Below are 20,764 nucleotides of genomic sequence, written 5' to 3'. Positions count from 1 at the left end.
TTTGAATGGTACAAGCCAGAAGCTGAAGGGGTAGTGTTTGTTGATGCCAAAAATACCAGTAAAACATGCCACAAATGCGGCCATATAAATGAAAATTTAGATGTGAAAACACGAGATTGGATTTGCCCGAAATGCGGTGAAAAATTAGATAGGGATGTCAATGCTGCTATTAACATACTTAACCGGTGGAACCCCGGGGGATTGCCTAGAAAGCACTCAATAAACGATTGAGTAATAAAAACAAAACTCTAGGAATCCTCGCCTTCTTCAAGGCGAGGTTGTTCAAGGTGACGGTTTTTAGGGTATTTTATGTTCTTTTTTTCTTTAACCAAGCCTTTTAATCTGATACATATAATCCAAGACCTTCGAAAATTAAAACAGCACCAAGAACCATTGTAATAAAAATCGGTTGGCTTTGTGCAAATATGGCAAGTGCTATAGCTACAATACCCATAAGGAATACAAGTATTGATGTGAAGTTGGATATGTTGTTAACTCTTGATAGAAATCCTGTAATTCCAAATATAATCATTATAAATCCTACAATATAGAATTGAATACTTACTAAAAATGGCAATGCATCAATGTAGAATAAGAATAGGAATCCGAATATCACTGCGATGATACCAATAATCAGAGCAGTATTTGACAGCATGTAATTGTATGTGCTTCTCATGTTCCATCCGAAAAATACTGCAGATATTCCGAAGAAAAGTAAACTTAAACCAACGATTACTGAAATAAGGTCACTGGAAAAGATTGGAAAAACAATGAAAATCAAACCTATGATAATGGAAATCAATCCCAAAGTTTTGTTGCCGTCCATTCTATTTCACCTCCATTAAATTAAGCTAATTTTATATATGATTAAAATATTATTTAAGAATATGTCTGATTTTGAAGAAATAATTAATACAAGAAGAAGTATTCGTGAATATGACGAAAAACCGGTCAGCGATGAGGATATTCTAAAAATATTGAAGGCTGGAATGCAGGCACCGGGTTCAAGACTTGGGGCGGAACCTTGGGAATTTGTTGTTGTCAAGGATAAGGATACCCTTGCAAAACTTGGTGAAATCAAACCTAGAGTAACCAAGGCTCCTGTGGCAATTGTACTTGTTGCAAATATCGAAAGGGCATTTTATAAAACTGTATGGCAACAGGACATGGGTGCAGCAGCTGAAAACATGCTGCTTGAAGCTGTAAATCTTGGTTTAGGTGCATTGTGGAATGGTGTGGCACCTGAAGAGGAAAGGATGGAAAAGATAGGTAAAATAATCGGCATTGATGATATTGCTGATGTAAAGCCGTACTGCATAATTACCATAGGTTATCCTGCCGAAGGCTGGGAAAACAAGTTCATGGATAAATTTGACGAAGAAAGGATTCACTATGAAAAATACTAAATATGATTTTAAAAGCATTATTGACAGGCATGATACCAACTGTCTGAAATGGGACCTGTTTGATGATGACGTGCCAATGTGGGTGGCGGACATGGACTTTAAGGTGGCTCCAGCCATTGAAAAAGCAATTCAAAAAAGAGCCAGCCATCCTATCTACGGATATACCCTTATTCCGGATGAGCTTTTTGAAGCATACATCAACTGGTGGGACTCACGTTATAACTTTAAAATGTCAAAGGAGAACATGGCATATTCAATAGGAGTAATGCCATCAATATCATCAATGATTAGATGTTTAACTGATGAAGGAGATAACATATTAATCCAGTCTCCCGTTTATCATGTATTTTTTTATTTCATTCAGGACAATAACCGAAATGTCATAGAAAACGAACTGATTTATGAAAACGGTCAGTATAGTATCGATTTCGAGGATCTTGATGAAAAACTGTCCGATGTAGAAATGATGATTTTATGCAATCCCCAAAATCCTGTTGGCAAAATATGGTCAAGTGAGGATTTGAAGCATATCGGAGAGTTATGCAGAAAGCATGATGTTGTACTGATTTCAGATGAGATACACTGCGATTTGACAAATCCAGGTTTGAAATACAATCCTTTTGAAACATCTTCTGACTATGACAAGGTAATCACCTGTCTTTCTCCCTCAAAGTCATTTAACATTGCAGGTTTTCAAAGCTCCATTGTCCATTCTAAAAATGGTGAACTTCTAGAAAAAATCAAAACTCAAATGCAGCTTGACAACTCATCGGCATGCAATGTCTTTGCAACAACTGCGGTTATTGCTGCTTATGAGGAGTCTGAAGAATGGCTTGATGAGCTGAGGAAAGTCTTATATGAAAACAGACAAACTGTTAAACGCTATCTGGCTGAAGAATTGCCTGTCGTTAAACTGGTTGAGGGTGATGCTACATATCTGCTGTGGCTTGACTGTTCCGCATTGAATGTTCACTCAAAAATCTTAGGCGAATTTTTAAGGTCAAATCAGGGACTGTTCCTATCTCCAGGCCATGAATTCGGTGAATGCGGAAAGGACTTTTTAAGAATGAATGTGGCTTGTCCTGAAGAACTGCTGATGGATGGTTTAAGGCGTTTAAAAGCAGGGATAATAGCTTTAAAAAATATAAGTAATGGCTTGTAGGATACAAACCATTATTCTGTTATTGTTATTGTACTTTTTGCAGTGGCCTTGTTTATTTTTGAGGTTGCTTTTACAATAACATCTACATTGTGGTCAGCTATGCTTAACATGTTAGTGGAAATGCTTGCCTGACCGTTTTTATTTGTTTTAACGTTAAATGTCTTGTATGCATTGTCGCTCCAGACTTTAATTGTTGCTGAAACGCCGCTCATTACTTTTTTTGTTTGCTGATTTTTAATAGTAATCTTGAATGTTGTTGTGTTGTTGTATCCTGATGTAACTTTCGGTGCGGTAATTGCTAATTTTGCTTTGGTAAGCTTGATTGAGCTTGTTTTTTTGTTTGCCTGCATGTATTTATTTGCATTGCTGATGATAACCTTGTGTGTTCCGATTGATAATTTGGAAACATCATATTTTGCAATTCCGTTTGAAGCGGTGGTTACGCTTACGGTTTTATATTTTTTTCCGGTGTAAACTTTCAGCTTAATTTTAACTCCGCTCATTAAATTTTTTGTAAATAGGTTTTTGACTTTAACTGTGAAATATTTGCCTGATCCGTAGCTGGTTGACAGTTTTGTTGGAATCAGATTAAGATAAGTCTTTGCAACAATAAAATTGTTCAGTGTGACTGAATTCGGAGTGATGTATTTTGATGTGGTTTTAACGGTAACACTGTATTTTCCTGGATTGAAAGGAACATTGTATGTTGCCACTCCTTTGGAGTTGGTTGTAATTGTAGCTGATTTTCCGTTTGAAAATTTAACGCTTAGCTTTTCACCGGACACACCTTTTCCATTGGCCAGGTTTGTCAATGTTAATGTCAGTTTGGTGTCCTTGTAATATGCTCCTGTCTGTTTGAGGGACAGCTGTGTTGTAAGACCTGAAAGTCCAAGTGAATAGTTAGGTGTTGCCAGATCAACATCCTCGTTTGAAAATTCCGCCCTTATGAAATAGGTTCCGGGATTTCTTTCAAATTTGACATCTATTTTTCCGTTGTTGTTTGTGTCAAGTTCTTTCCAGAGGCCTCCGTTTACATAGATTTCCACGCTTTCATTTGCCAAACCCTGATTGGATGTGGTGTTTTTAAGGATTACATGCAGCTGTGTATCCTTGCAGTAGTTTCCGGTATTGTATATCTCAAGGGAAATGTTATTTATAGTTTTTTTCGCTGAGCCGAGTGCATCTTCATCACTTGCTGAAATCACATCGCCTTCATCAGCTGCTGCTATGACTTCATTATCAACTGATGTATCATTCAGTTCCGCCGCACATGCCGCCGAAACTGAAGTAAAAATAATAAATAATGATAAAAGTATTAAAATAAATTTTTTATTCAACATAATATAATTTATTGAGATAATCCTATTAATAATTTGGTTTTTCCATAAAAAGGAATTGAAAATGGGATGGTATGAATAACAGGGTTATTTTTAAACGGAATCGATGAAATTCTGAATCAGCCAGTCTGAAATGCTGATGTCTGAATCATATCTTATAATTTCATCTTTCCTAAACCATTTGGCCTTTAGGATTTCATCTCCGTCAACCTTAATGTCTCCTGATTCGTATTCTGCAGTGAATGCAAGCATCAGTGAGTTTGGAAATGGCCATGATTGGCTTTTTTGATATTTCAGGTTTTTGATTTTAATTCCCACTTCCTCCAGAACTTCCCTGTGCACTGCCTCCTCAATAGCTTCGCCGGGTTCCACAAAACCCGCTATCAGTGCATATCTTATCTGTTCATGATAGCTGTGCTTGGCCATGAGCAGTTCATCATCCTTTCTGATTGCCACAATAATTGCAGGAGCGATGCGGGGATAGTGCACCTGGCCGCATGAAGGGCATTTTAGCATCATGTCCTTTTCATCAAGCACGGTTTTAGTTGCGCATCTTCCGCAGTACTGGTGTGAGATATACCAGTCACGCACCAAAACGGCCTTTCCGGCAATATGATAAAGGTCCGGGTTGAATTCATAAACGTCTCTTAAGGGACAATATTCTTCTGTTGTTCGCACATTAACGACAAAGGAGTTTTTGCCTTTATATTTTCCGATAAACAGGCAAAAGTCTACATCAATGCCATCCAAAGTTTTCGGTAATTTCTTCTCATCGGTTAAAAATAAGTCTCTATTGTCATTAAAAACAAATAAATAATCATCGGCAGTTGGTGTAATTTCATCGCTAAAATCGATTTGGTAGTTTTCATACAGGGATTTCTCTATCATGTTTAATAATTTGTTTGGTCAGTATTATAATTATTGCTTTAGTTTTAACATTATTGTACAAGAATTATCGGCTTCTACAAGCTAGAATGATTCAATTGTTTTATAACTTTCTAAATTTTTCAAATAGGATAACAGTATATGCATATTTTTTTTATATTTTTTTATTTTTGTCATAGTATTGGCGGATAGTTTTTTATTTTTTTTATTTTTGTCATAGTATTGGCGGATAGTTTTTTATTTTTTTTTAATTTAACATTGTTGTGCATGAATTCTCTGGCTTCTTTATATTAAGAGATTAAAAATATATAACTGACAAATTACTAAAATTATATTGGTGATATAATGGTATCTGAAAATATGGAAAAAGCATTAAACGGACAATTAAACGCTGAAATTTACTCAGGATATTTATACTTATCTATGGCTGCTTATTTTGAAGATGAAGAGTTAGCAGGATTTGCTAACTGGATGAGAGTTCAAGCTGAAGAAGAACTCGAACATGGAATGAAATTCTATGATTACATCATAAGAAGAGGAGCTAGCGTAACCTTAACTGCAATCGAAGGGCCTCAAACCGAATGGGATTCTCCAGTAGCTGCATTTGAACATGTACTTGAACATGAAAAAAAGGTATCCGGTCTCATCAACGATTTGGTCGACTTAGCTATTGAAGAAAAAGACCATGCAACCAACAACTTCCTGCAATGGTTTGTTGAGGAACAAGTCGAAGAAGAGGAAAACGCTATGGAACTCGTTGCAAAAATTAAATTTGCTGACGGTGACAACAGATTAATGTATGAATTAAACAAAGAATTAGGTGACAGATCACCTTCCGAAGACTAGATTAAATTCTAGTCTATCAAACTTTTTTTTTTGATAATATGAATTATCCTGACGGACCAACAGATAATGCCCAGGTTGATTCAACCGAATATGATGCTCTTCGTTTAGGTGAAAACGATTTGGGAAGCGTTCATTTACATGGTCCTTTTGGCGACATTGACTCTGATGTTAAAATAGCATATCTTATTGGGATGCATCCACTTGAAAGCAAATCTCACAGGGCTCTTTTTGAAAGGTTAATCTCAAAAGATGACCTGAATTACTGTTATTATCTTTACAACATTAACGTCGCTGACAAGTCCACCCAAAGCGAAGGACGTGACGAAGGCCAGTTTCTAGCTGAGGAATTCATCAAGGATGATATTATATCTAAAGGATTTGACCTGTTTTTGGATATTCACTCCAACCGTGGCTCAATGGGTCCTGGCAAATATAAAATAACCAACTTTCTTTTCGCTCCGGGTTTTGATAAGAAATCAGAAAAAATCATGAACATAATAATTGATTCAATCGATGAGATTGTATATTATGCTCCTGAATTCAGATCAAGCCCTAAATTCATAACTGAACCTACCGCTGAAGCGGGAATTCCAACTCTTGTTTATGAGTGCTATTCATATGAGCCGATGGAAGTGACCCTTGATTTGGCGGAAAAACTGATTTGTGTTGTTGACAATTTGAAATTTTAGTCCCAACACCCTTTTTTTTTTAAATGTTTCAATAGGGTAAAATAAATTAATACTTTATATATAATTAAAAATAAATATTATAAAGGAAATTATATATTGGAAGTGAAATTATGATTATTAAAGCACCTTCAAGAATACATATGTCCCTAATTGACTTAAACGGGTCATATAGAAGAGTCGATGGTGGAATTGGTCTTGCATTGCAGGACCCACAATTTGTTTTGGAAGTGGAGCAGATAGAAAGCGGAGTTGAACTTGAATTTGCTGACACTGTAACAGATGAAGAAGCTATTGAAGAATGTAGGGAAAAAATCCCTGACGCTGCCAAAAGAACAATAGAACATTTTGATATTGATTCAGGATTTAAATTTACTGTTCACAATACCTATCCTCCGCATTCAGGTTTTGGAAGCGGAACACAGATTGCCGTATCAACAGCCCATTTGATAACTGAAACCATGGGCATTGATGTAGAAAGCCGTGAATTGAGCAGTATTGTTGGAAGGGGAGGAACTTCAGGTATTGGAACTTACACTCACGATTTAGGCGGATTTATTTTGGATGGTGGACACAGTAAAGAAGAAAAACCTTTATTCTTACCGTCAGGAGCATCCGAGGCAAAACCTGCAACTTTGATTGCAAGATATGATTTTCCTGAAGAATGGAATATTTTAATCGCCATTCCATATATTGAAAAACATGTGGAAGGGGATGACGAAGTCGATGTATTCCAGACATACTGTCCTATTCCTAAAGAGGAAGTTGAACAGGTATCTCACCTGATTTTAATGAACCTTGTTCCTTTCATGCTTGAAAAGGATATCAAGAACTTCGGATGGGCAGTTAGTGAACTTCAAAAAGTAGGTTTCAATAAACTGGAACATTCACTTGATTCAAGTTACTTGCCTACAATGAAAGCTATTGAAGATGCAGGCGCATATGGTGTAGGTATTTCCTCATTTGGACCTGTTCTATACACTGTATTTGATGAGTCCAATGCAGACATTGTAGAAAAAACCAAAGAAATAATTGGTGATAAAGGAACTGTTTTTGTCACCAAAGCACAAAATCACGGATTTGTTATTGAAAAATAACATTTCTAATTCTCTTTTTTTTAATTTAGGTACGTCCTATTACTTTAATATCCTTGAATGCATCATAATCTGATACATAAATCATGCAGACTTCATCTTTCATTCCGAATATGAATGAATAACTTTCCTCATCGTATTTTTGATAATATCCGTCATATCCGAACATTTTTGTAGGGGTTCCGCCCAGACTGGATGCAACTTCCTTGCTGTTTATGCCGGCACCTGGAATTCTTGTAACTCCAATCTCGATATAGTATTTGTCATTGCTCCAGCCCATTGAACTTGATTTGACGTTTTCGTCCATGCTGATTTCGGTTCTGGAAGGGTCGTTTACATAGTCTGAAGGTATTTCAAACTCTACATTGTCAACCCTGACAATCTGTGTCTGGCTGGTCATTATGAATGCTGCGGAAGTTATAGTGGCTATAATGATTCCAATTGCGATGATGGCTATGATTTTTTTGTCGAATTTTTTTGCCCTTTTGACTTTTGCGCCGCAGTTCTGGCAAAATTCAGCATTTTCTTTTAGTTTTATCCCGCAGTTTTTGCAAAATTCGTCCATAATTATATTATGATGGGCATTGATAAAAAGTATTGTGTTTTTTAAACTTAAAAAGGAAGCTGGAGGAGAACCCAGCTTCCAATTTCTTTAAAAATATATATGTTTTAAAGCGTGATTAAATTTCGAATCCACCGTCTACCTTGATGATTTGACCGTCAATGAATGATGAATCGTCGCTTGCTAAAAACAGTGCAACGGTTGCGATGTCATCAGGCACACCATGTCTTTTTACAGGGCACTGGTCAATCATTTGCTGGAGTGCTCCAGGTCCACCGATACTGTCCACCATTGCGGTATGGATTAATCCAGGTGCGATACCGTTACATCTGATTTCAGGACCTAATTCCCATGCGATGGATCTTGTAAGTCCCATCATTGCATGTTTACTGTCCACATATGCCGCAAATCCGTGATGCGCTCCAAATGATGCTACTGAACATGTATTTACGATGGTTCCTTTTCCTTTTTCTTTCATTACTGGTGCAACAAGTTGTGTTAAGCGCAGCGCTGAGGTAACATTAACGTTGAATACTCTGTTCCATTCTTCAATGCTTAACTCCATTAATGGGGACATGGAAAGCATTCCTGCATTGTTGAACAGGACGTCAACGGTTCCGTATTCGTCCATTGTTGCATCAAATATTTTTTCAACGTCATCGAGGTTTGACATGTCTGCAATTACATAGATTGCTTCGCCGCCTTCAGCTTTAATGTCGTCCACTACCTCTTTTGCTCTTTCTTCGTTTCTTCCAGTTACTACAACTTTTGCTCCTTCAGCTGCAAATAATTTGGCTGAATCTCTTCCCATTCCAGAGGTTGCTCCGGTTATTATTGCTACTTTTCCATCTAATTTTCCCATTTTCGTCACCTTTCAAAAACTACCATTATAAATCATGATAGTTATAATGATATTTTTTTTGAAAAGTGTATTTAAATATTATATTAATTGTAATAAATTGTTTACAATTTTGTTAAAAATAGAAAAAAATGAAGAAGTTATAAATTGTAGACTTCTTCGGCTAAAACGATGGTTATTTTGTTTTCGGTAAGTACATTTATAAGCTCATCAATGTCTGATGCATGAAGCAGGAGGATAGCTTTTTCGGATTTGTCATGGGAAAATGCATAAAGATATTCCAGGTCGATTTTATTTTCCTTAATAACTTTCAAAATGTCGGTTAAGCCACCTGGTGCATCGTTCATTTCAACGCCTATGATTTCTGTAATCTTTACAAGGAAATTGTTTTCCTCAAGCGCTTCTTTTCCTTTCATCGGGTCGTCAACAACAAGTCTTAAAATACCGAATTCGGAAGTGTCTGCCATGCACATTGCTCTAATGTTGATGCCTGCATCGGTCAATACTTCGAGAGGTTTGGACAGGCTTCCCATTCGGTTCTGTAAAAATATTGATAATTGTTTGATTTTCATGTTATCACTTAATGTAAATTCCTTTCATCGATTACTCTTTTTGCTTTTCCTTCAAATCTTGGTAGTGTTTTTGGTTCTACTAGTGTTACTTTTACTCTGATTCCGGTTTCGTTTTCAATTGATTTTCCGATTTTTTCCTGTATTGCCATCATTTCCTTGACTCCGTCAAAGAAAATGTCCTGTGAAGCTTCAACTTTTACTTCAATTTCATCCAGGGTTCCAGGTCTTGTAACTATTATCATGTAATGAGGCTCAACATCTCCCGCTTTAAGCAATGCTTTTTCTATTTGTGATGGGAAAATAGCTACTCCTTTGACTTTAATCATGTCGTCGGATCTACCTGTGATTCTGCTCATTCTTGCATGTGTTCTTCCGCAGGAACATTTTTCATAGGTTATCTTGGTAAGGTCTTTTGTTCTGAACCTGATGACAGGCATTCCTTCCCTTTCAAGATTTGTGAGAACCAGTTCTCCAGGAGTATCAGGACCTAAGGTTTTTCCGGTATTTGAATCAATGATTTCAGGATAGTAGATGTCTTCTGGAATGTGCAGTCCTTTCTGCGCTTCACATTCTATACCTACACCGGGACCCATGAGTTCGGTTAATCCGTAAATGTTGTATGCCTTGCATCCGAAGATGTCCTGAACCTTTTGTCTGATTTCTTCAGTCCACATTTCAGCTCCGAATCCGATAGCTTTGATTCCCAAATCCTTTGGGTCGATGCCGTCTTCGAGGGCGACTTCACCGAGGTGTATTCCGTAGGAAGGGGTAAAGATTAAACCGGTTGTTCCGAAATCGTTCATGATTTCTATTTGTCTGCGGGTCTGGCCTGTTGAAATTGGTATGATTGCAGCTCCTACCTTATGTGATCCGTAGTGAACACCGAATCCTCCTGTAAACATTCCGTATCCATGTGTGTTCTGAAGGATATCGTCCTCTCCGATTCCCATCATGGTCAAACCACGTGCAATGGTTTCTGCCCATGTGTCAAGGTCTTTTTCTGTGTAACCTGACACTACAGGTTTTCCGGTGGTTCCGGAAGATGAGTGCAGTTCTTTGATGTCTTTTATGTCAACTGCAAACAGTCCGAATGGATAGCTTTCCCTAAGGTCATCTTTTGTAATAAATGGAAGTTTTTCAATGTCTTTTAAAGTTTCTATATCTTCAGGAAATACTTCAGCTTCCGTATATCTTTTGTTATAGTATGGAATCTTGTCAAATGCTCTTTTAACAGTAGCCTGAAGTTTTTTTAATTGTAATTCTTCAAGGTCTTCCCTTGGCATGGTTTCTATTTCTTCATTCCAAAACATATTTTGCCTCATTTTTAGATTAATAATATAATATATATTATAATTTGATTACTATAAAATTTTCTTTTGCTGGGCAGTATATGGTTAAAAAAATATATATTTAAAGTAAAAATTAACTAAATATATGGATAATAAAAATGAAAACAGGTATGTTATAATCATTGCAGTGATGACTCAGTTCATCGCAGCTTTTGTCGGCAATATGCTCACCATCGCACTTAAGGATATACAGCATGACTTATGCATGAGTATAACCGAACTCAACCTGCTTTCAATTGTCTATTACATCATATTGATTTCAATTTCCATTCCGTTATCAAAATTCATTTCTAACTATGGAATCAAGAGATACTTTAAAATCAACCTTGTGATACTGGCCATAGGACTTGTATTATCAGGACTTTCTGTTAATTCCATCATGATTATATCTTCCAGGATTATTCAGGGATTCTCCTTTGCAGGACTTGCAGTTTCACTTTATGTGATGGTTGTAAAACAGATCCCGGATGACAGACTCGGTCCGGTTCTGGGTATGGTGAGCTCAGCAGGATATCTTGCAATGACCTCCGCACCGGCGATTGCAGGAGTCATAGTATCATTCCTGAATTGGAGATTCCTGTTTTACATATCCGCAGTTCTCTGTCTGGTTCCTATCTTCATGACCGGAAAGGTCAAAACCGAGTGGATAGATAAAAAAACAATAAACTATAAGGGTTCCATACTCTACATTTTCTCCATGGTGCTTCTTGTAATCGGTTTTTTCAATCTGAACATGTTCTGGGGACTGGCTCTTATTGCAGTAAGTCAGATACTATTGGTAATACTTGTGAAATATGAAAAAAATCAGCAAAACAAAACATTCAACTTCACTCTTTTAAAAAACAGAAACTACACAATAGGAAACATTGCCGCATTTGCCAGTTACTACATCACCCATGTTCTCACATACATCATTACCCTGTATCTTCTCTACGTTGTGGACATAGATGCCTCTATCGGAGGTCTGATACTTTTAATTACACCTATCGTAATGGTAGTCACCTCTCCAATAGCGGGACAGCTTACAAACAGATTCGATACAAGGTCACTCTCTGCCGTTGCAATGACAATCATACTGGCCGTTTTGATAATACTGATTTTCATCAGAACACTGCCTATTGAATTGCTGATTGTTGCAATGATTCTTCAGGGAATAGGTCATGGAATATTTTCACCTTCAAACAACAAGAACGTTTTAACCTGTGTGGATGATGATGACTTGGCGGATACATCAGCATTTCTATCAACAAGCAAGGATATGGGAAGAACAATCTCCATAGGAGTATTCAATACAATATGTATGGTGGTTGGTTTGAATATGGACAATCCCTCCCTTGTGGGCGATAATATGTTGACAGTTTCGGAAATTACCATTTTTATTTCCATCTTTGTGGCGGTAATTTCAATAGTTCTTTTAATCTACAGCAAACATGCATTTGAAGAGAAAATCAATCTCAATATATTGAATTTCCTTAAAACAATGGTTAAAAGGAGTTGAATTTGAAATTTTCAAGTTGTAGAGGTCTGTTGTTAAATCATAAGAAAGTTCCAATGCAATCAACGGGGGAATAAAGTTTCGGTGCATGAGGCTAAATCTTAATCTTTTTTTATTATAACAAATAAATATTAACATTGATGTTTATTTTAAATCACATCGGTTATTTGTAAAATATTAAATACTTTATAATAGTAATAGTTAATTGTAAAGTTTTAAATTCAATTTGATATGGAGAAATTAATATGGATATGATGAGTGTATTATGGCAGGTTGGTATATTTGCGTCAGTTCTTGTTTTCGGTATAAAAATAGGGCTGGCTTCAGGTTTGGCTAATTTGTCCAAAAAATTATTTGCAATAATCTGTATTGCATATGGTGGTGGAGTTGTTTTGATTTCTGCTATCGCTTCATTATATGCTGAACAGTTAATTCAGGCTATTTACGGTTATAATACCATATTTTATATAATAATGGCTTCAATCATGATTATTGCAGGTTTATTCACTATAAGAGAATGGAAAATACATGATAAAAATACATCTACTGCGACTTCTCTAGCTATTATTGCACCTTGTCCATGTTGTTTTGGTTCAATTATTGCAAGTGTTCTAATTGTAGCTCCAACCATAGGTGTCAGTTCACTTAATCTGAGTTGGTATGCTGCAGCTGCGCTTGTTGGAGTTATGATTGTAACCTATATTGCATCAAACACCATTGTAAGATTTATATCTAAACCATATCCTGTGGTTTTAGGTAACTTCATGCTTCTGCTTGGTGCATATTTCCTGCTTTCAGCTATCGTAATTCCAAACATTGCAGGGGCACTGTCAAAAACCACAACTCCTATAACTCTTGGTTCTCCTCAAGATATCCTGATGATTATTTTAGCATTTGCTATTCTGATTGCAGGCGGTTTCATTTTAAATAAAAGAGGCAGAACTATTCTTGAATAAATTTTAGGTGAAAAAATATGGCTTTAAATATTCCTGGTGGAGAATTTTTAACTGGATCTCTTGATGTAATTTCACAGAGTTTGACAATTCCGGTTCTTGTAATTTTGCTTGTTATTGTAATTATAACAATCATTACATTGGGTGGAGTTATTGCGGAGTATACATCAAGAAGAAAAGTTCCGGTAGGTACAATCAGAGATTTGATTTATGAAATTAATAATGCACAAACAGTTGACCAATTGAAAAGTGTAATTTCCTCTGCTAAAATTCCTAAAGCTCAAAGAAAGGTTTTAGATGAAATTGCATCATCCGAAACTTTAGGAAAAGATTCAAGGGAAGCATTAGCTCGTAAATTATTCGAATTTGAAGAGGAAAAGACATTATCTACCCTGCAAAAGACTGATATCATTACACGTATCGGACCTACATTAGGTCTTATGGGTACATTGATTCCTATGGGTCCGGGTCTTGCCGCATTGGGTGCTGGTGACATCAATACTCTTGCAAGCTCCCTTACCGTTGCGTTCAACACAACTATTGTCGGTATCGGTTCAGGTGCATTATGTTATGTTCTCGGTAAAATTAGGTCAGGCTGGTATGACAGATACCTTTCTGATTTGGATGCATTGATTGATGCTGTTCTTGACAGAATGAGCAAGTGATTTTATGGTAAGAAAACAAAGCAGAAGAAGATCTAAAAGGGTCGAAGAAGACCCGATGGCAGGTACATCCAACCTTGTGGATGCAATGCTTGTTATTGCTGTTGGTTTTTTAGTTTTTGTTATCATAAGCTGGAACATGCAGGCAATGATTGATCCGAATCAAAACATTCAAGAACAGATGCAGCAACAGACCATGACTGAAGTTGATCAGGGCCAGCAGCTGAATGAAACTCCGGATACTTCAAACAGCTCAGGTCAGGGTTATACTGAGATGGGTAAAGTTTACAAAGACCCTGCGACGGGTAAGCTGATAATGGTGGAGGGTTAATCCTTCCACGACAAATTTTTTTTACAATTTCTCTTTTTTTCCTAATCCTTATATGTATTAAAATACAATATCATATCAGGTGATGAAATGGCTGATGTAAATCTTTATCGTGTTTTAATATTAAATTTTATATCCTCATTTATCATTGCCTTAATTACAGCTGATATTTTCATTGCTTTTGGTTTTAAAGAAGGAATATATATTGCTTTACTGTTTGGCCTTTACTTTTTGGTTGTTTACAGTTTAAACAACATTGTTCAGGCAAGAAAAATTCCAAATAATCATATCAGATTCATTACTGCACTGCTTTTGATTATAATATTTGAAATTGCATTCATGTTTGCAGTTTCATACCTGTTCGGACAGGACGTGATTCCGCCAACAGCATACCTGAATTTGAAAAGCATAGGAATCGATTTTGTCCTGGTGCTGTCTAGGGAGTTTTATCTGGTTCTGGTAGCAGTTATCATTTTGATAGCAAACATTGTAATATATAGAAAAGAAAAACTCATGGAATGAAAAGCGGTGAATTATTAAAAGTTCATTAAATTATTTTTATAGTAATCAATTTTTATGGTGTTTAATGATATGGAATTCTGTCCTGATTGCGGTAAGATGTTAATGCCTAAAGACGGCAAGATTAAATGTGGATGCGGCTATGAAAAATCACTGACCGATGATGATATTGAGGAGCAGTACCTCATGGAAGGCGAAACCAACCCTCAGTCAAAGGTCATTGTCACAGACAGAAACAATGTGGCGCTTCCGACAACAAAAATAACCTGCTATAAATGCGGCGGAACCAAGGGGTACTGGTGGACGGTGCAGACCAGGTCTGCTGATGAGGCACCGACCAATTTCATACGTTGCGCAAAATGCGGCAACACTTGGAGAAGCTCTAATTAATTCAATTAATTCTTTATTTTTTTATAATTTTTTAATTAAATTTAATTTTATAATGCCCTTATAAAAAAATATACTATTTTTGATATTCTTTTAATAATTTGTTCAAATTTTTAGGAAAATAGCACAAACAAATATATACTTTTTTTTATAAAACTTTTAATGTATAATTGATTGGAGGAAAAAATATTAGGCTGAAAAATAAGATTTTCATCATCAGTTTAATAATGTTCATTTTACTGAGCATTTCATTTGCAAGTGCTGCTCAAAATGAAACACAACTGACGGGTGATGAAGAAATTTTAACTGTAACTGAAGATGCTCTTCAAACGGAAGAGACAGACGAAATAACAAGCAAAATAATTGATGAAAACAATTTAAGTGCGAGTGTGGGGACATATACCGAATTGGAACAGGCATTTCTAGCAGGTAACAAGTTCGTTTTCGAAAAGGACTATGTCGCACAAGAAAATGATGGTGTGATAAACATCAAAAAAAGCATAGAAATAGATGGAAAAGGCCACACAATCGATGCTAAAGGATATACAGGAATTTTCCAATCAGACAGCAAAGAAAGTAACGGCATCAATGTTGTAATAAAGAATCTGATTTTTAAAAATGGAGTATTATTACACGGTGGGGCCATTTACGTAGACGGTCCTGAAAAGGTTACTTATACTTTACAAAACTGTACATTCATTAACAACACCGCTTGGTATGAGGGTGGTGCAATTTACTTTTGGGGTAATGGAAACATTTTAGACGTTTCAGACTCCAAATTTATAAAAAATAAAAATTCTAAAGATAATGGTGGAGGAGCAATATATCTCAATGCAGAATCCACTGGAATCAGAAATTCAATATTTGAAAACAATCTTGCTCGTTCATCAGCCGGTGGTGCAATCAACATAGATAGTAAAAATACACAAGGAGTCTTGATAAGCAACTGTATTTTCAACAACAATCAAGTCACAGCAGAATATAGTCGGTATGAACATAGAAAAGGTGGTGCAATTAATTATGAGGGTAAATCAACCCTTAGAGTGATTAACTCAAATTTCACCAACAATCAGGCTACTTTAAAAACCTATGTTAAAATATGGAATGAACAAAGATATGGTGGAGCAATTTGTAGTATAAACAGATTAGAGCTTGGTGGATGTAATTTTATAAATAACAGTGCAGTTGATCGAGGAGGTGCAGTTCATGCTGATACATTGGTATGGCTTAATGAGTATAATCCATGTACATTCATAAACAACTCTATTAAAACATGGAATCATATAGCTGCAAATAAAGGTGGTGCGATTTATGCTTCAACTTTTGAAAATAATGCATATGGACTTACATTCATAAACAATACAGGATACTACGGAGGAGCAATATTCATAAACAATAAAAATGATGTCACATTCCAGTCCTGCTACTTCGAAGGAAACACCGCTTTGACTGAAACTAAAGCACACGGATCAGGTGCTGCAATATATGTCGACTCATCAGGTTCCACTGTGACTATGGTTGACAACATATTCATCAACAACAAGGCTACCAGTGACAGCGGAGTGTTCAACTGCGGAAAATACGGAACAATCGCCAATAACTGGTGGGGAAACAACAACCCAGACTTCAAGAATGCAAAATACATAGTCGAATGGCACAGAGCAGGAAGTAACACTGTAATCTCAGATGACAGATATTTGCACGCATACTTAAACGTAACAGAATCACAGGCTGGCAGCTCAAAATTAACTGTTTACTTTAAAAACAATAAAGGAGAAGAATTCACAGGAAAACTGACTAATTGGAATGTTGAATTCTCATCAGACAAAGGTGGCGTATTCACAGATAAAGAGGTTACAAACAACAAGGCAACTGTATCTTTCACAACAAATGCCATACAGGAAACAGTGACCGCAAAAATAAACAACCAAATTTTAATACTCAACATCACCCAGACAGAAGGAGATTTCGCATGGTTGCAAAAACAGATTGATGCTGCAAGCGGAACTTTCGACCTTACACGTGATGTAATCTACACCATTGGCCTGGACACTATTACTGATGGAATAAAAATTGAAAAACCGATTACAATCAACGGTAATGGCCACAAAATCAATGCACAAGGCAAATCCAGAATATTTGATATTAGTGACACCAGTAATGTGGTATTCAACAATATCACATTCATGAACGGATTTACAGACACCTATGCCGGTGCCATCAAGATGGACGGTGTAAACGATGTCAAAATCCTGAATTCCAATTTCATAAACAACACAGCTGAGGAATCATGCGGAGCAGTACTTTATGAAAACGGAAAAGGTTTAACCATCTCAAACTGTGAATTTACAAACAACAAAAACGACAAGTATTTTGGAGGAGCAATCCGCTTAATCAGAGATGAAAATGTACTCATTGAAAAATCCAAATTCACAAACAATACTGGATCCGACGGAGGGGCAATTGCAATCAGCGGAGACAAAAACATAACTATTGACGGTTGTGAATTCAGATTAAATACTGCATTCAAAGCCGATGGTGGTGCAATATACAACGATGCAGAAGATGTGACTGTTAAAAATTCCATTTTCCTTAACAACAAGGTAAATGCAGACAGTATTGAATACAAAATCAATGATACTGCTTTAACATTAGCTATCGTTGGTGGCGCAAACTACATGAATGCCATAAAATCTGACGTAAACATAACATTTTCCAATGTAACTTACTGGAACGGAAAAATAACAACCGACAGCAATCCGGTACGTTCATCAAATGAAAGCGGAATAAATATTGCACTTGTAATAAAAGACAGCCAAAACAGAGTCATCAAAAATGTAACCTTAACAACTGATGCAAACGGTCAGGCAGTATTCAATTTCGATACATTAATGGATGGAAAATATACCTTCAATGCTACACACTTTGAAGACAGCTATTACACTCAGGTTTCAGAAGATGATGAATTTATTGTAGCAAATACTCATATCTATCCAAGTGAAGTTAAAATCAACATTGAAAACGGAACTGAATTTACATACGGAAATGTCAACATATCATTTGAAGTTAAAAACAAAACATTTGTTGAAGTTGTAATAACAAACAGCGATTTCACACATGTGTTCTATGATAATGAAACCAACTTGAGTTATGTGATGGTTGATTTACCTGCTAGCGATGAATTCTATAACATCATAGTATTCAACCAAGGAAACGCAACATACGAACCAACCAGTGCTGAAAAAGCATTCAAAATATTAAAAACAAATTCAACAGTGAAAATAGATCCGATTTCTGATGTGAACTATACCAGTCCTGTAACAGTTACATTTTCAGGTGATACTTCATCATATAATGTTACTGTATACGATGCATGGGACAATATCATATTCAATAGGGTTACTGATGGAAATTCCATTAAAATCCCTGGAGGATATGCTGTTGGAACATACAATGTGACCGTAGTTGCCCTTGGAAATGAAAACAGAACTGAAAGCAAAAATTCAACCAAATTCAATATAATTCCAATTGAAAATAGAATTGTAATCTCAGCAGATGATGCAGTATACGGACAGGGAGTTGTAGTATACATTACAGCAACAGCAGACGGTGAATACACAGCACACATTAACTCAATAAACGTAACTATTCATGTAGATAACGGATACGGTTCAGCGGCATTGAATCTTGCTGCCGGAACATACACTACAAACGTATCATTCTACAGAGCAGATTACTTTAATGTCATTGAAACCTATAACTTCACAGTTACAAAGGCACAGTCAAATGTTGAGATTAGTGTAGAAAATGTCACCTATGGTCAAAATACTACAGTATTCATTTCAGATGATTTCCCAGCTGAATACAATGTAATAATCATGGATTCCGGAAACAACATAGTCTTTGCTGAAGTTATAAATGATACATCATTTGTATTGCCTGTCTTAGAAGTTGGCCAGTACAACCTGACTGTAACCAACATAGGAAATGAAAACATTACAGGAAGTGAAACATCAAGTTTAATTGAGGTAACAAAAGATAATTATGTCAATATCTTTGTTGAAGATGCAGAGTATGGAAGAGAAATGCTGATTATAATTTCTGCTGATGTTGACGGATTATACCATGTAGATATCAACGGAACACAATTAACAATCGAAGTGGTAGATGGAGTAGGATACAACAATTCTACACAATTGAATGCCGGTGAATACTATGCAAATGTAACTTATGACAACCCAGACTACAATAATATCATAGAAAACACAACATTCACAATATATCAGGCAGATTCCCGCATTGAAATCAACGAAATAGAAAACGTTACCTATGGCAAAGACGTGACTATAAGCTACTATGATGACTACAATGTAACATTTGATGTAGTGATTTTCGATGAAAACGAAGAGGTAGTTTACACTTTAAAAACCAATGACACTTCTGTTTTAGTATCAGATTTGGCTGCCGGAAATTACATGTTTGTGGTAAGCAATGAAGGTAATGAGAACATTATAGGAAGTGCTGATTTTAAAAACTTCACTGTCCTAAAAGCAACACCTGATCTCCATGTAACTGTCGGTAATGTAACATTCCCTGAATATGTAGTTGTTGATTTGAAAACTGATGTTTCAGGAAATTACCTTATGAGCTTTGAAGGCTTCTCAGATACAGTTACTTTGGAAGCTGATGTTGAAAGCCACATTTCATTAACTCTCAGCCCTGGTGAATATGAAATCACTGTTGCTTATGCTGAAGATGAAAATTACACTGCTGTAAATATCACTGCTCCTGTAACAGTCAGTAAAGAAGACCCTAAATTTAAGGTAAATACATCAACTGATGATAAAAAGGTAAATATCACAGTTAACGTAGATCCTTATGCAAAAGGTAATATTGAAATCACCATTGCAGGTAATAAATTCTATGCTCCTATAACTGATGGAATAGCTACATTCATCAATGACTACAATCCCGGAATCTATGTTGCAAATGTAACATATCCTGGAGACGAATATTTCTCTTCTGCAAGTAAGAATGTTCAGTTCATAATTTCAGAAATACTTCCATTATTGAACAACACTTCCATTGACCTGCATGTTACTGCTAAAGACGATGAAGTTAGAATTATTGCGTTAGTTAATGAGACCGCTACAGGTTTAATTGAACTGCGTATTGATGATGAAAGTGTATTCTTACCTGTAAATAATGGTATGGTAATATTCGCTGCAGAGGTTCCTGCAGGAAACCACACAGTTACCGCAACATACCTTGGAGATGACGCATTCAATCCGAACAGCACTTCAGAAACTGTTGAAGTAACAGGTCTTATTGTAGAAAACACTACCATTGACCTTGCATATGAAATTAAAGGCACTGATGCAATTATAAACATCAATACTAATACTAACGGTGAAGTAACTGTATTTGTAGACGGAATCAAATACACTGTTAAATTGGATGAAAACGGAAATGCAACTTTAACTGTCCCTTCAATTGATTACGGTGATCACAGCGTAGTTGTACTCTATGACGGTGATAAATACCACAGTGCAGCAAGCAATGCTACTAATGTATACTTAGAAGCATTTGACACTAAGTTTGTCAATGTTACTGTTGATAATTATGGTTTGTCTGCTTATCTGGTTTTAGCTACTGGTGATGC

Annotated in this window: 20 protein-coding genes; 13 read left to right on the top strand and 7 right to left on the bottom strand. The window is 36.1% G+C overall.

Features of this window, described 5'->3' with window-relative positions; all coding sequences use genetic code 11:
• Positions 1–231 (top strand): transposase (locus E7Z81_RS07895; RefSeq protein ID WP_292746071.1); only part of this gene is annotated, 231 nt, incomplete at its 5' end.
• Positions 232–337: 106 nt separating this feature from the next.
• Here the strand turns inward: E7Z81_RS07895 and E7Z81_RS07890 are convergent.
• The gene (locus tag E7Z81_RS07890; RefSeq protein ID WP_292746069.1) at positions 338–826 is read right to left on the bottom strand and encodes a DUF308 domain-containing protein; all 489 of its coding nucleotides are present in this window, start codon (positions 824–826) and stop codon (positions 338–340) included.
• A gap of 61 nt (positions 827–887) precedes the next feature.
• On the opposite strand from E7Z81_RS07890, the gene E7Z81_RS07885 reads away from it, so the two are divergent.
• Positions 888–1,406 carry a nitroreductase family protein gene (locus E7Z81_RS07885; RefSeq protein ID WP_292746067.1) on the top strand — a complete coding sequence of 173 codons (519 nt, stop codon included), beginning with the start codon at positions 888–890 and terminating at the stop codon, positions 1,404–1,406.
• Positions 1,393–2,568 carry a MalY/PatB family protein gene (locus E7Z81_RS07880; RefSeq protein WP_292746065.1) on the top strand — a complete coding sequence of 392 codons (1,176 nt, stop codon included), beginning with the start codon at positions 1,393–1,395 and terminating at the stop codon, positions 2,566–2,568. The genes E7Z81_RS07885 and E7Z81_RS07880 overlap by 14 nt, the downstream gene beginning before the upstream one ends.
• Positions 2,569–2,579: 11 nt before the next feature.
• On the opposite strand, the gene E7Z81_RS07875 is transcribed toward E7Z81_RS07880, so the two are convergent.
• Both E7Z81_RS07875 and nudC read right to left on the bottom strand, forming a co-directional pair.
• Positions 2,580–3,908 carry a hypothetical protein gene (locus tag E7Z81_RS07875; RefSeq protein WP_292746063.1) on the bottom strand — a complete coding sequence of 443 codons (1,329 nt, stop codon included), beginning with the start codon at positions 3,906–3,908 and terminating at the stop codon, positions 2,580–2,582.
• A 90-nt stretch (positions 3,909–3,998) separates the two neighbouring features.
• Positions 3,999–4,793, bottom strand: coding sequence for an NAD(+) diphosphatase (nudC, locus tag E7Z81_RS07870; protein ID WP_292746061.1), 795 nt, complete (start codon positions 4,791–4,793; stop codon positions 3,999–4,001).
• A gap of 342 nt (positions 4,794–5,135) precedes the next feature.
• Between nudC and E7Z81_RS07865 the strand changes: the two genes are divergently transcribed.
• The 3 genes from E7Z81_RS07865 (at position 5,136) to E7Z81_RS07855 (ending at position 7,419) form a co-directional block, all read left to right on the top strand.
• On the top strand, positions 5,136–5,636 hold the full coding sequence (locus tag E7Z81_RS07865) for a ferritin (RefSeq protein WP_292746059.1): 501 nt from the start codon (positions 5,136–5,138) through the stop codon (positions 5,634–5,636).
• Positions 5,637–5,674: 38 nt separating this feature from the next.
• Positions 5,675–6,325 (top strand): adhesin, encoded by a 651-nt coding sequence (locus E7Z81_RS07860; protein ID WP_292746057.1) that lies wholly within the window; start codon positions 5,675–5,677, stop codon positions 6,323–6,325.
• A gap of 110 nt (positions 6,326–6,435) precedes the next feature.
• Positions 6,436–7,419, top strand: a complete 984-nt coding sequence (locus tag E7Z81_RS07855; RefSeq protein WP_292746055.1) for a beta-ribofuranosylaminobenzene 5'-phosphate synthase — start codon at positions 6,436–6,438, stop codon at positions 7,417–7,419.
• 25 nt (positions 7,420–7,444) lie between these two features.
• Here E7Z81_RS07855 and E7Z81_RS07850 read toward each other — a convergent pair whose 3' ends face one another.
• The 4 genes from E7Z81_RS07850 to E7Z81_RS07835 all read right to left on the bottom strand — a co-directional run bounded on the left by E7Z81_RS07850 (position 7,445) and on the right by E7Z81_RS07835 (position 10,719).
• Positions 7,445–7,981 (bottom strand): zinc ribbon domain-containing protein, encoded by a 537-nt coding sequence (locus E7Z81_RS07850; RefSeq protein WP_292746053.1) that lies wholly within the window; start codon positions 7,979–7,981, stop codon positions 7,445–7,447.
• 115 nt (positions 7,982–8,096) lie between these two features.
• Positions 8,097–8,840 (bottom strand): SDR family NAD(P)-dependent oxidoreductase, encoded by a 744-nt coding sequence (locus E7Z81_RS07845; RefSeq protein WP_292746051.1) that lies wholly within the window; start codon positions 8,838–8,840, stop codon positions 8,097–8,099.
• Between the two features lie 137 nt (positions 8,841–8,977).
• Positions 8,978–9,409 (bottom strand): acetolactate synthase, encoded by a 432-nt coding sequence (locus E7Z81_RS07840; RefSeq protein ID WP_292746049.1) that lies wholly within the window; start codon positions 9,407–9,409, stop codon positions 8,978–8,980.
• 8 nt (positions 9,410–9,417) lie between these two features.
• Positions 9,418–10,719 (bottom strand): phenylacetate--CoA ligase family protein, encoded by a 1,302-nt coding sequence (locus E7Z81_RS07835; RefSeq protein ID WP_292746047.1) that lies wholly within the window; start codon positions 10,717–10,719, stop codon positions 9,418–9,420.
• A gap of 124 nt (positions 10,720–10,843) precedes the next feature.
• On the opposite strand from E7Z81_RS07835, the gene E7Z81_RS07830 reads away from it, so the two are divergent.
• From E7Z81_RS07830 to E7Z81_RS07800, 7 genes are all read left to right on the top strand, one after another.
• The gene (locus tag E7Z81_RS07830; protein WP_292746045.1) at positions 10,844–12,256 is read left to right on the top strand and encodes an MFS transporter; all 1,413 of its coding nucleotides are present in this window, start codon (positions 10,844–10,846) and stop codon (positions 12,254–12,256) included.
• 242 nt (positions 12,257–12,498) lie between these two features.
• Entirely contained in the window at positions 12,499–13,209 is a 711-nt protein-coding gene (locus E7Z81_RS07825) for a DUF2162 domain-containing protein (RefSeq protein ID WP_292746043.1), read from the top strand.
• 17 nt (positions 13,210–13,226) lie between these two features.
• A complete protein-coding gene (locus E7Z81_RS07820; RefSeq protein ID WP_292746041.1) occupies positions 13,227–13,871 on the top strand; it encodes a MotA/TolQ/ExbB proton channel family protein in 645 nt (214 codons plus the stop codon).
• 4 nt (positions 13,872–13,875) lie between these two features.
• Positions 13,876–14,199 carry a DUF2149 domain-containing protein gene (locus E7Z81_RS07815; RefSeq protein ID WP_292746040.1) on the top strand — a complete coding sequence of 108 codons (324 nt, stop codon included), beginning with the start codon at positions 13,876–13,878 and terminating at the stop codon, positions 14,197–14,199.
• 87 nt (positions 14,200–14,286) lie between these two features.
• Positions 14,287–14,718: a hypothetical protein gene (locus E7Z81_RS07810; protein WP_292746039.1), complete on the top strand. Its 432-nt coding sequence runs from the start codon at positions 14,287–14,289 to the stop codon at positions 14,716–14,718.
• 69 nt (positions 14,719–14,787) lie between these two features.
• Positions 14,788–15,105: a transcription factor S gene (locus tag E7Z81_RS07805; RefSeq protein ID WP_292746037.1), complete on the top strand. Its 318-nt coding sequence runs from the start codon at positions 14,788–14,790 to the stop codon at positions 15,103–15,105.
• Positions 15,106–15,329: 224 nt separating this feature from the next.
• The coding region (locus E7Z81_RS07800; RefSeq protein ID WP_292746035.1) for a hypothetical protein at positions 15,330–20,764 on the top strand (5,435 nt) is incomplete at its 3' end.

The sequence above is a fragment of the Methanobrevibacter sp. genome, from assembly GCF_015062935.1.
In the GTDB taxonomy this organism is placed as follows: Archaea; Methanobacteriota; Methanobacteria; order Methanobacteriales; family Methanobacteriaceae; genus Methanocatella.
This window is presented reverse-complemented; position numbering and strand designations above follow the sequence as displayed.

What these genes read in the sequence shown, in the direction of transcription:
- E7Z81_RS07875 (WP_292746063.1), bottom strand. Translation starts at nt 3,908, where the DNA reads ATGTTGAATAAAAAATTTATTTTAATACTTTTATCATTATTTATTATT.
- E7Z81_RS07840 (WP_292746049.1), bottom strand. Translation starts at nt 9,409, where the DNA reads ATGAAAATCAAACAATTATCAATATTTTTACAGAACCGAATGGGAAGC.
- E7Z81_RS07825 (WP_292746043.1), top strand. Translation starts at nt 12,499, where the DNA reads ATGGATATGATGAGTGTATTATGGCAGGTTGGTATATTTGCGTCAGTT.
- E7Z81_RS07860 (WP_292746057.1), top strand. Translation starts at nt 5,675, where the DNA reads ATGAATTATCCTGACGGACCAACAGATAATGCCCAGGTTGATTCAACC.
- E7Z81_RS07820 (WP_292746041.1), top strand. Translation starts at nt 13,227, where the DNA reads ATGGCTTTAAATATTCCTGGTGGAGAATTTTTAACTGGATCTCTTGAT.
- E7Z81_RS07835 (WP_292746047.1), bottom strand. Translation starts at nt 10,719, where the DNA reads ATGTTTTGGAATGAAGAAATAGAAACCATGCCAAGGGAAGACCTTGAA.
- E7Z81_RS07850 (WP_292746053.1), bottom strand. Translation starts at nt 7,981, where the DNA reads ATGGACGAATTTTGCAAAAACTGCGGGATAAAACTAAAAGAAAATGCT.
- E7Z81_RS07815 (WP_292746040.1), top strand. Translation starts at nt 13,876, where the DNA reads ATGGTAAGAAAACAAAGCAGAAGAAGATCTAAAAGGGTCGAAGAAGAC.
- E7Z81_RS07830 (WP_292746045.1), top strand. Translation starts at nt 10,844, where the DNA reads ATGGATAATAAAAATGAAAACAGGTATGTTATAATCATTGCAGTGATG.
- E7Z81_RS07885 (WP_292746067.1), top strand. Translation starts at nt 888, where the DNA reads ATGTCTGATTTTGAAGAAATAATTAATACAAGAAGAAGTATTCGTGAA.
- E7Z81_RS07880 (WP_292746065.1), top strand. Translation starts at nt 1,393, where the DNA reads ATGAAAAATACTAAATATGATTTTAAAAGCATTATTGACAGGCATGAT.
- E7Z81_RS07845 (WP_292746051.1), bottom strand. Translation starts at nt 8,840, where the DNA reads ATGGGAAAATTAGATGGAAAAGTAGCAATAATAACCGGAGCAACCTCT.
- E7Z81_RS07805 (WP_292746037.1), top strand. Translation starts at nt 14,788, where the DNA reads ATGGAATTCTGTCCTGATTGCGGTAAGATGTTAATGCCTAAAGACGGC.
- E7Z81_RS07855 (WP_292746055.1), top strand. Translation starts at nt 6,436, where the DNA reads ATGATTATTAAAGCACCTTCAAGAATACATATGTCCCTAATTGACTTA.
- E7Z81_RS07890 (WP_292746069.1), bottom strand. Translation starts at nt 826, where the DNA reads ATGGACGGCAACAAAACTTTGGGATTGATTTCCATTATCATAGGTTTG.
- nudC (WP_292746061.1), bottom strand. Translation starts at nt 4,793, where the DNA reads ATGATAGAGAAATCCCTGTATGAAAACTACCAAATCGATTTTAGCGAT.
- E7Z81_RS07810 (WP_292746039.1), top strand. Translation starts at nt 14,287, where the DNA reads ATGGCTGATGTAAATCTTTATCGTGTTTTAATATTAAATTTTATATCC.
- E7Z81_RS07865 (WP_292746059.1), top strand. Translation starts at nt 5,136, where the DNA reads ATGGTATCTGAAAATATGGAAAAAGCATTAAACGGACAATTAAACGCT.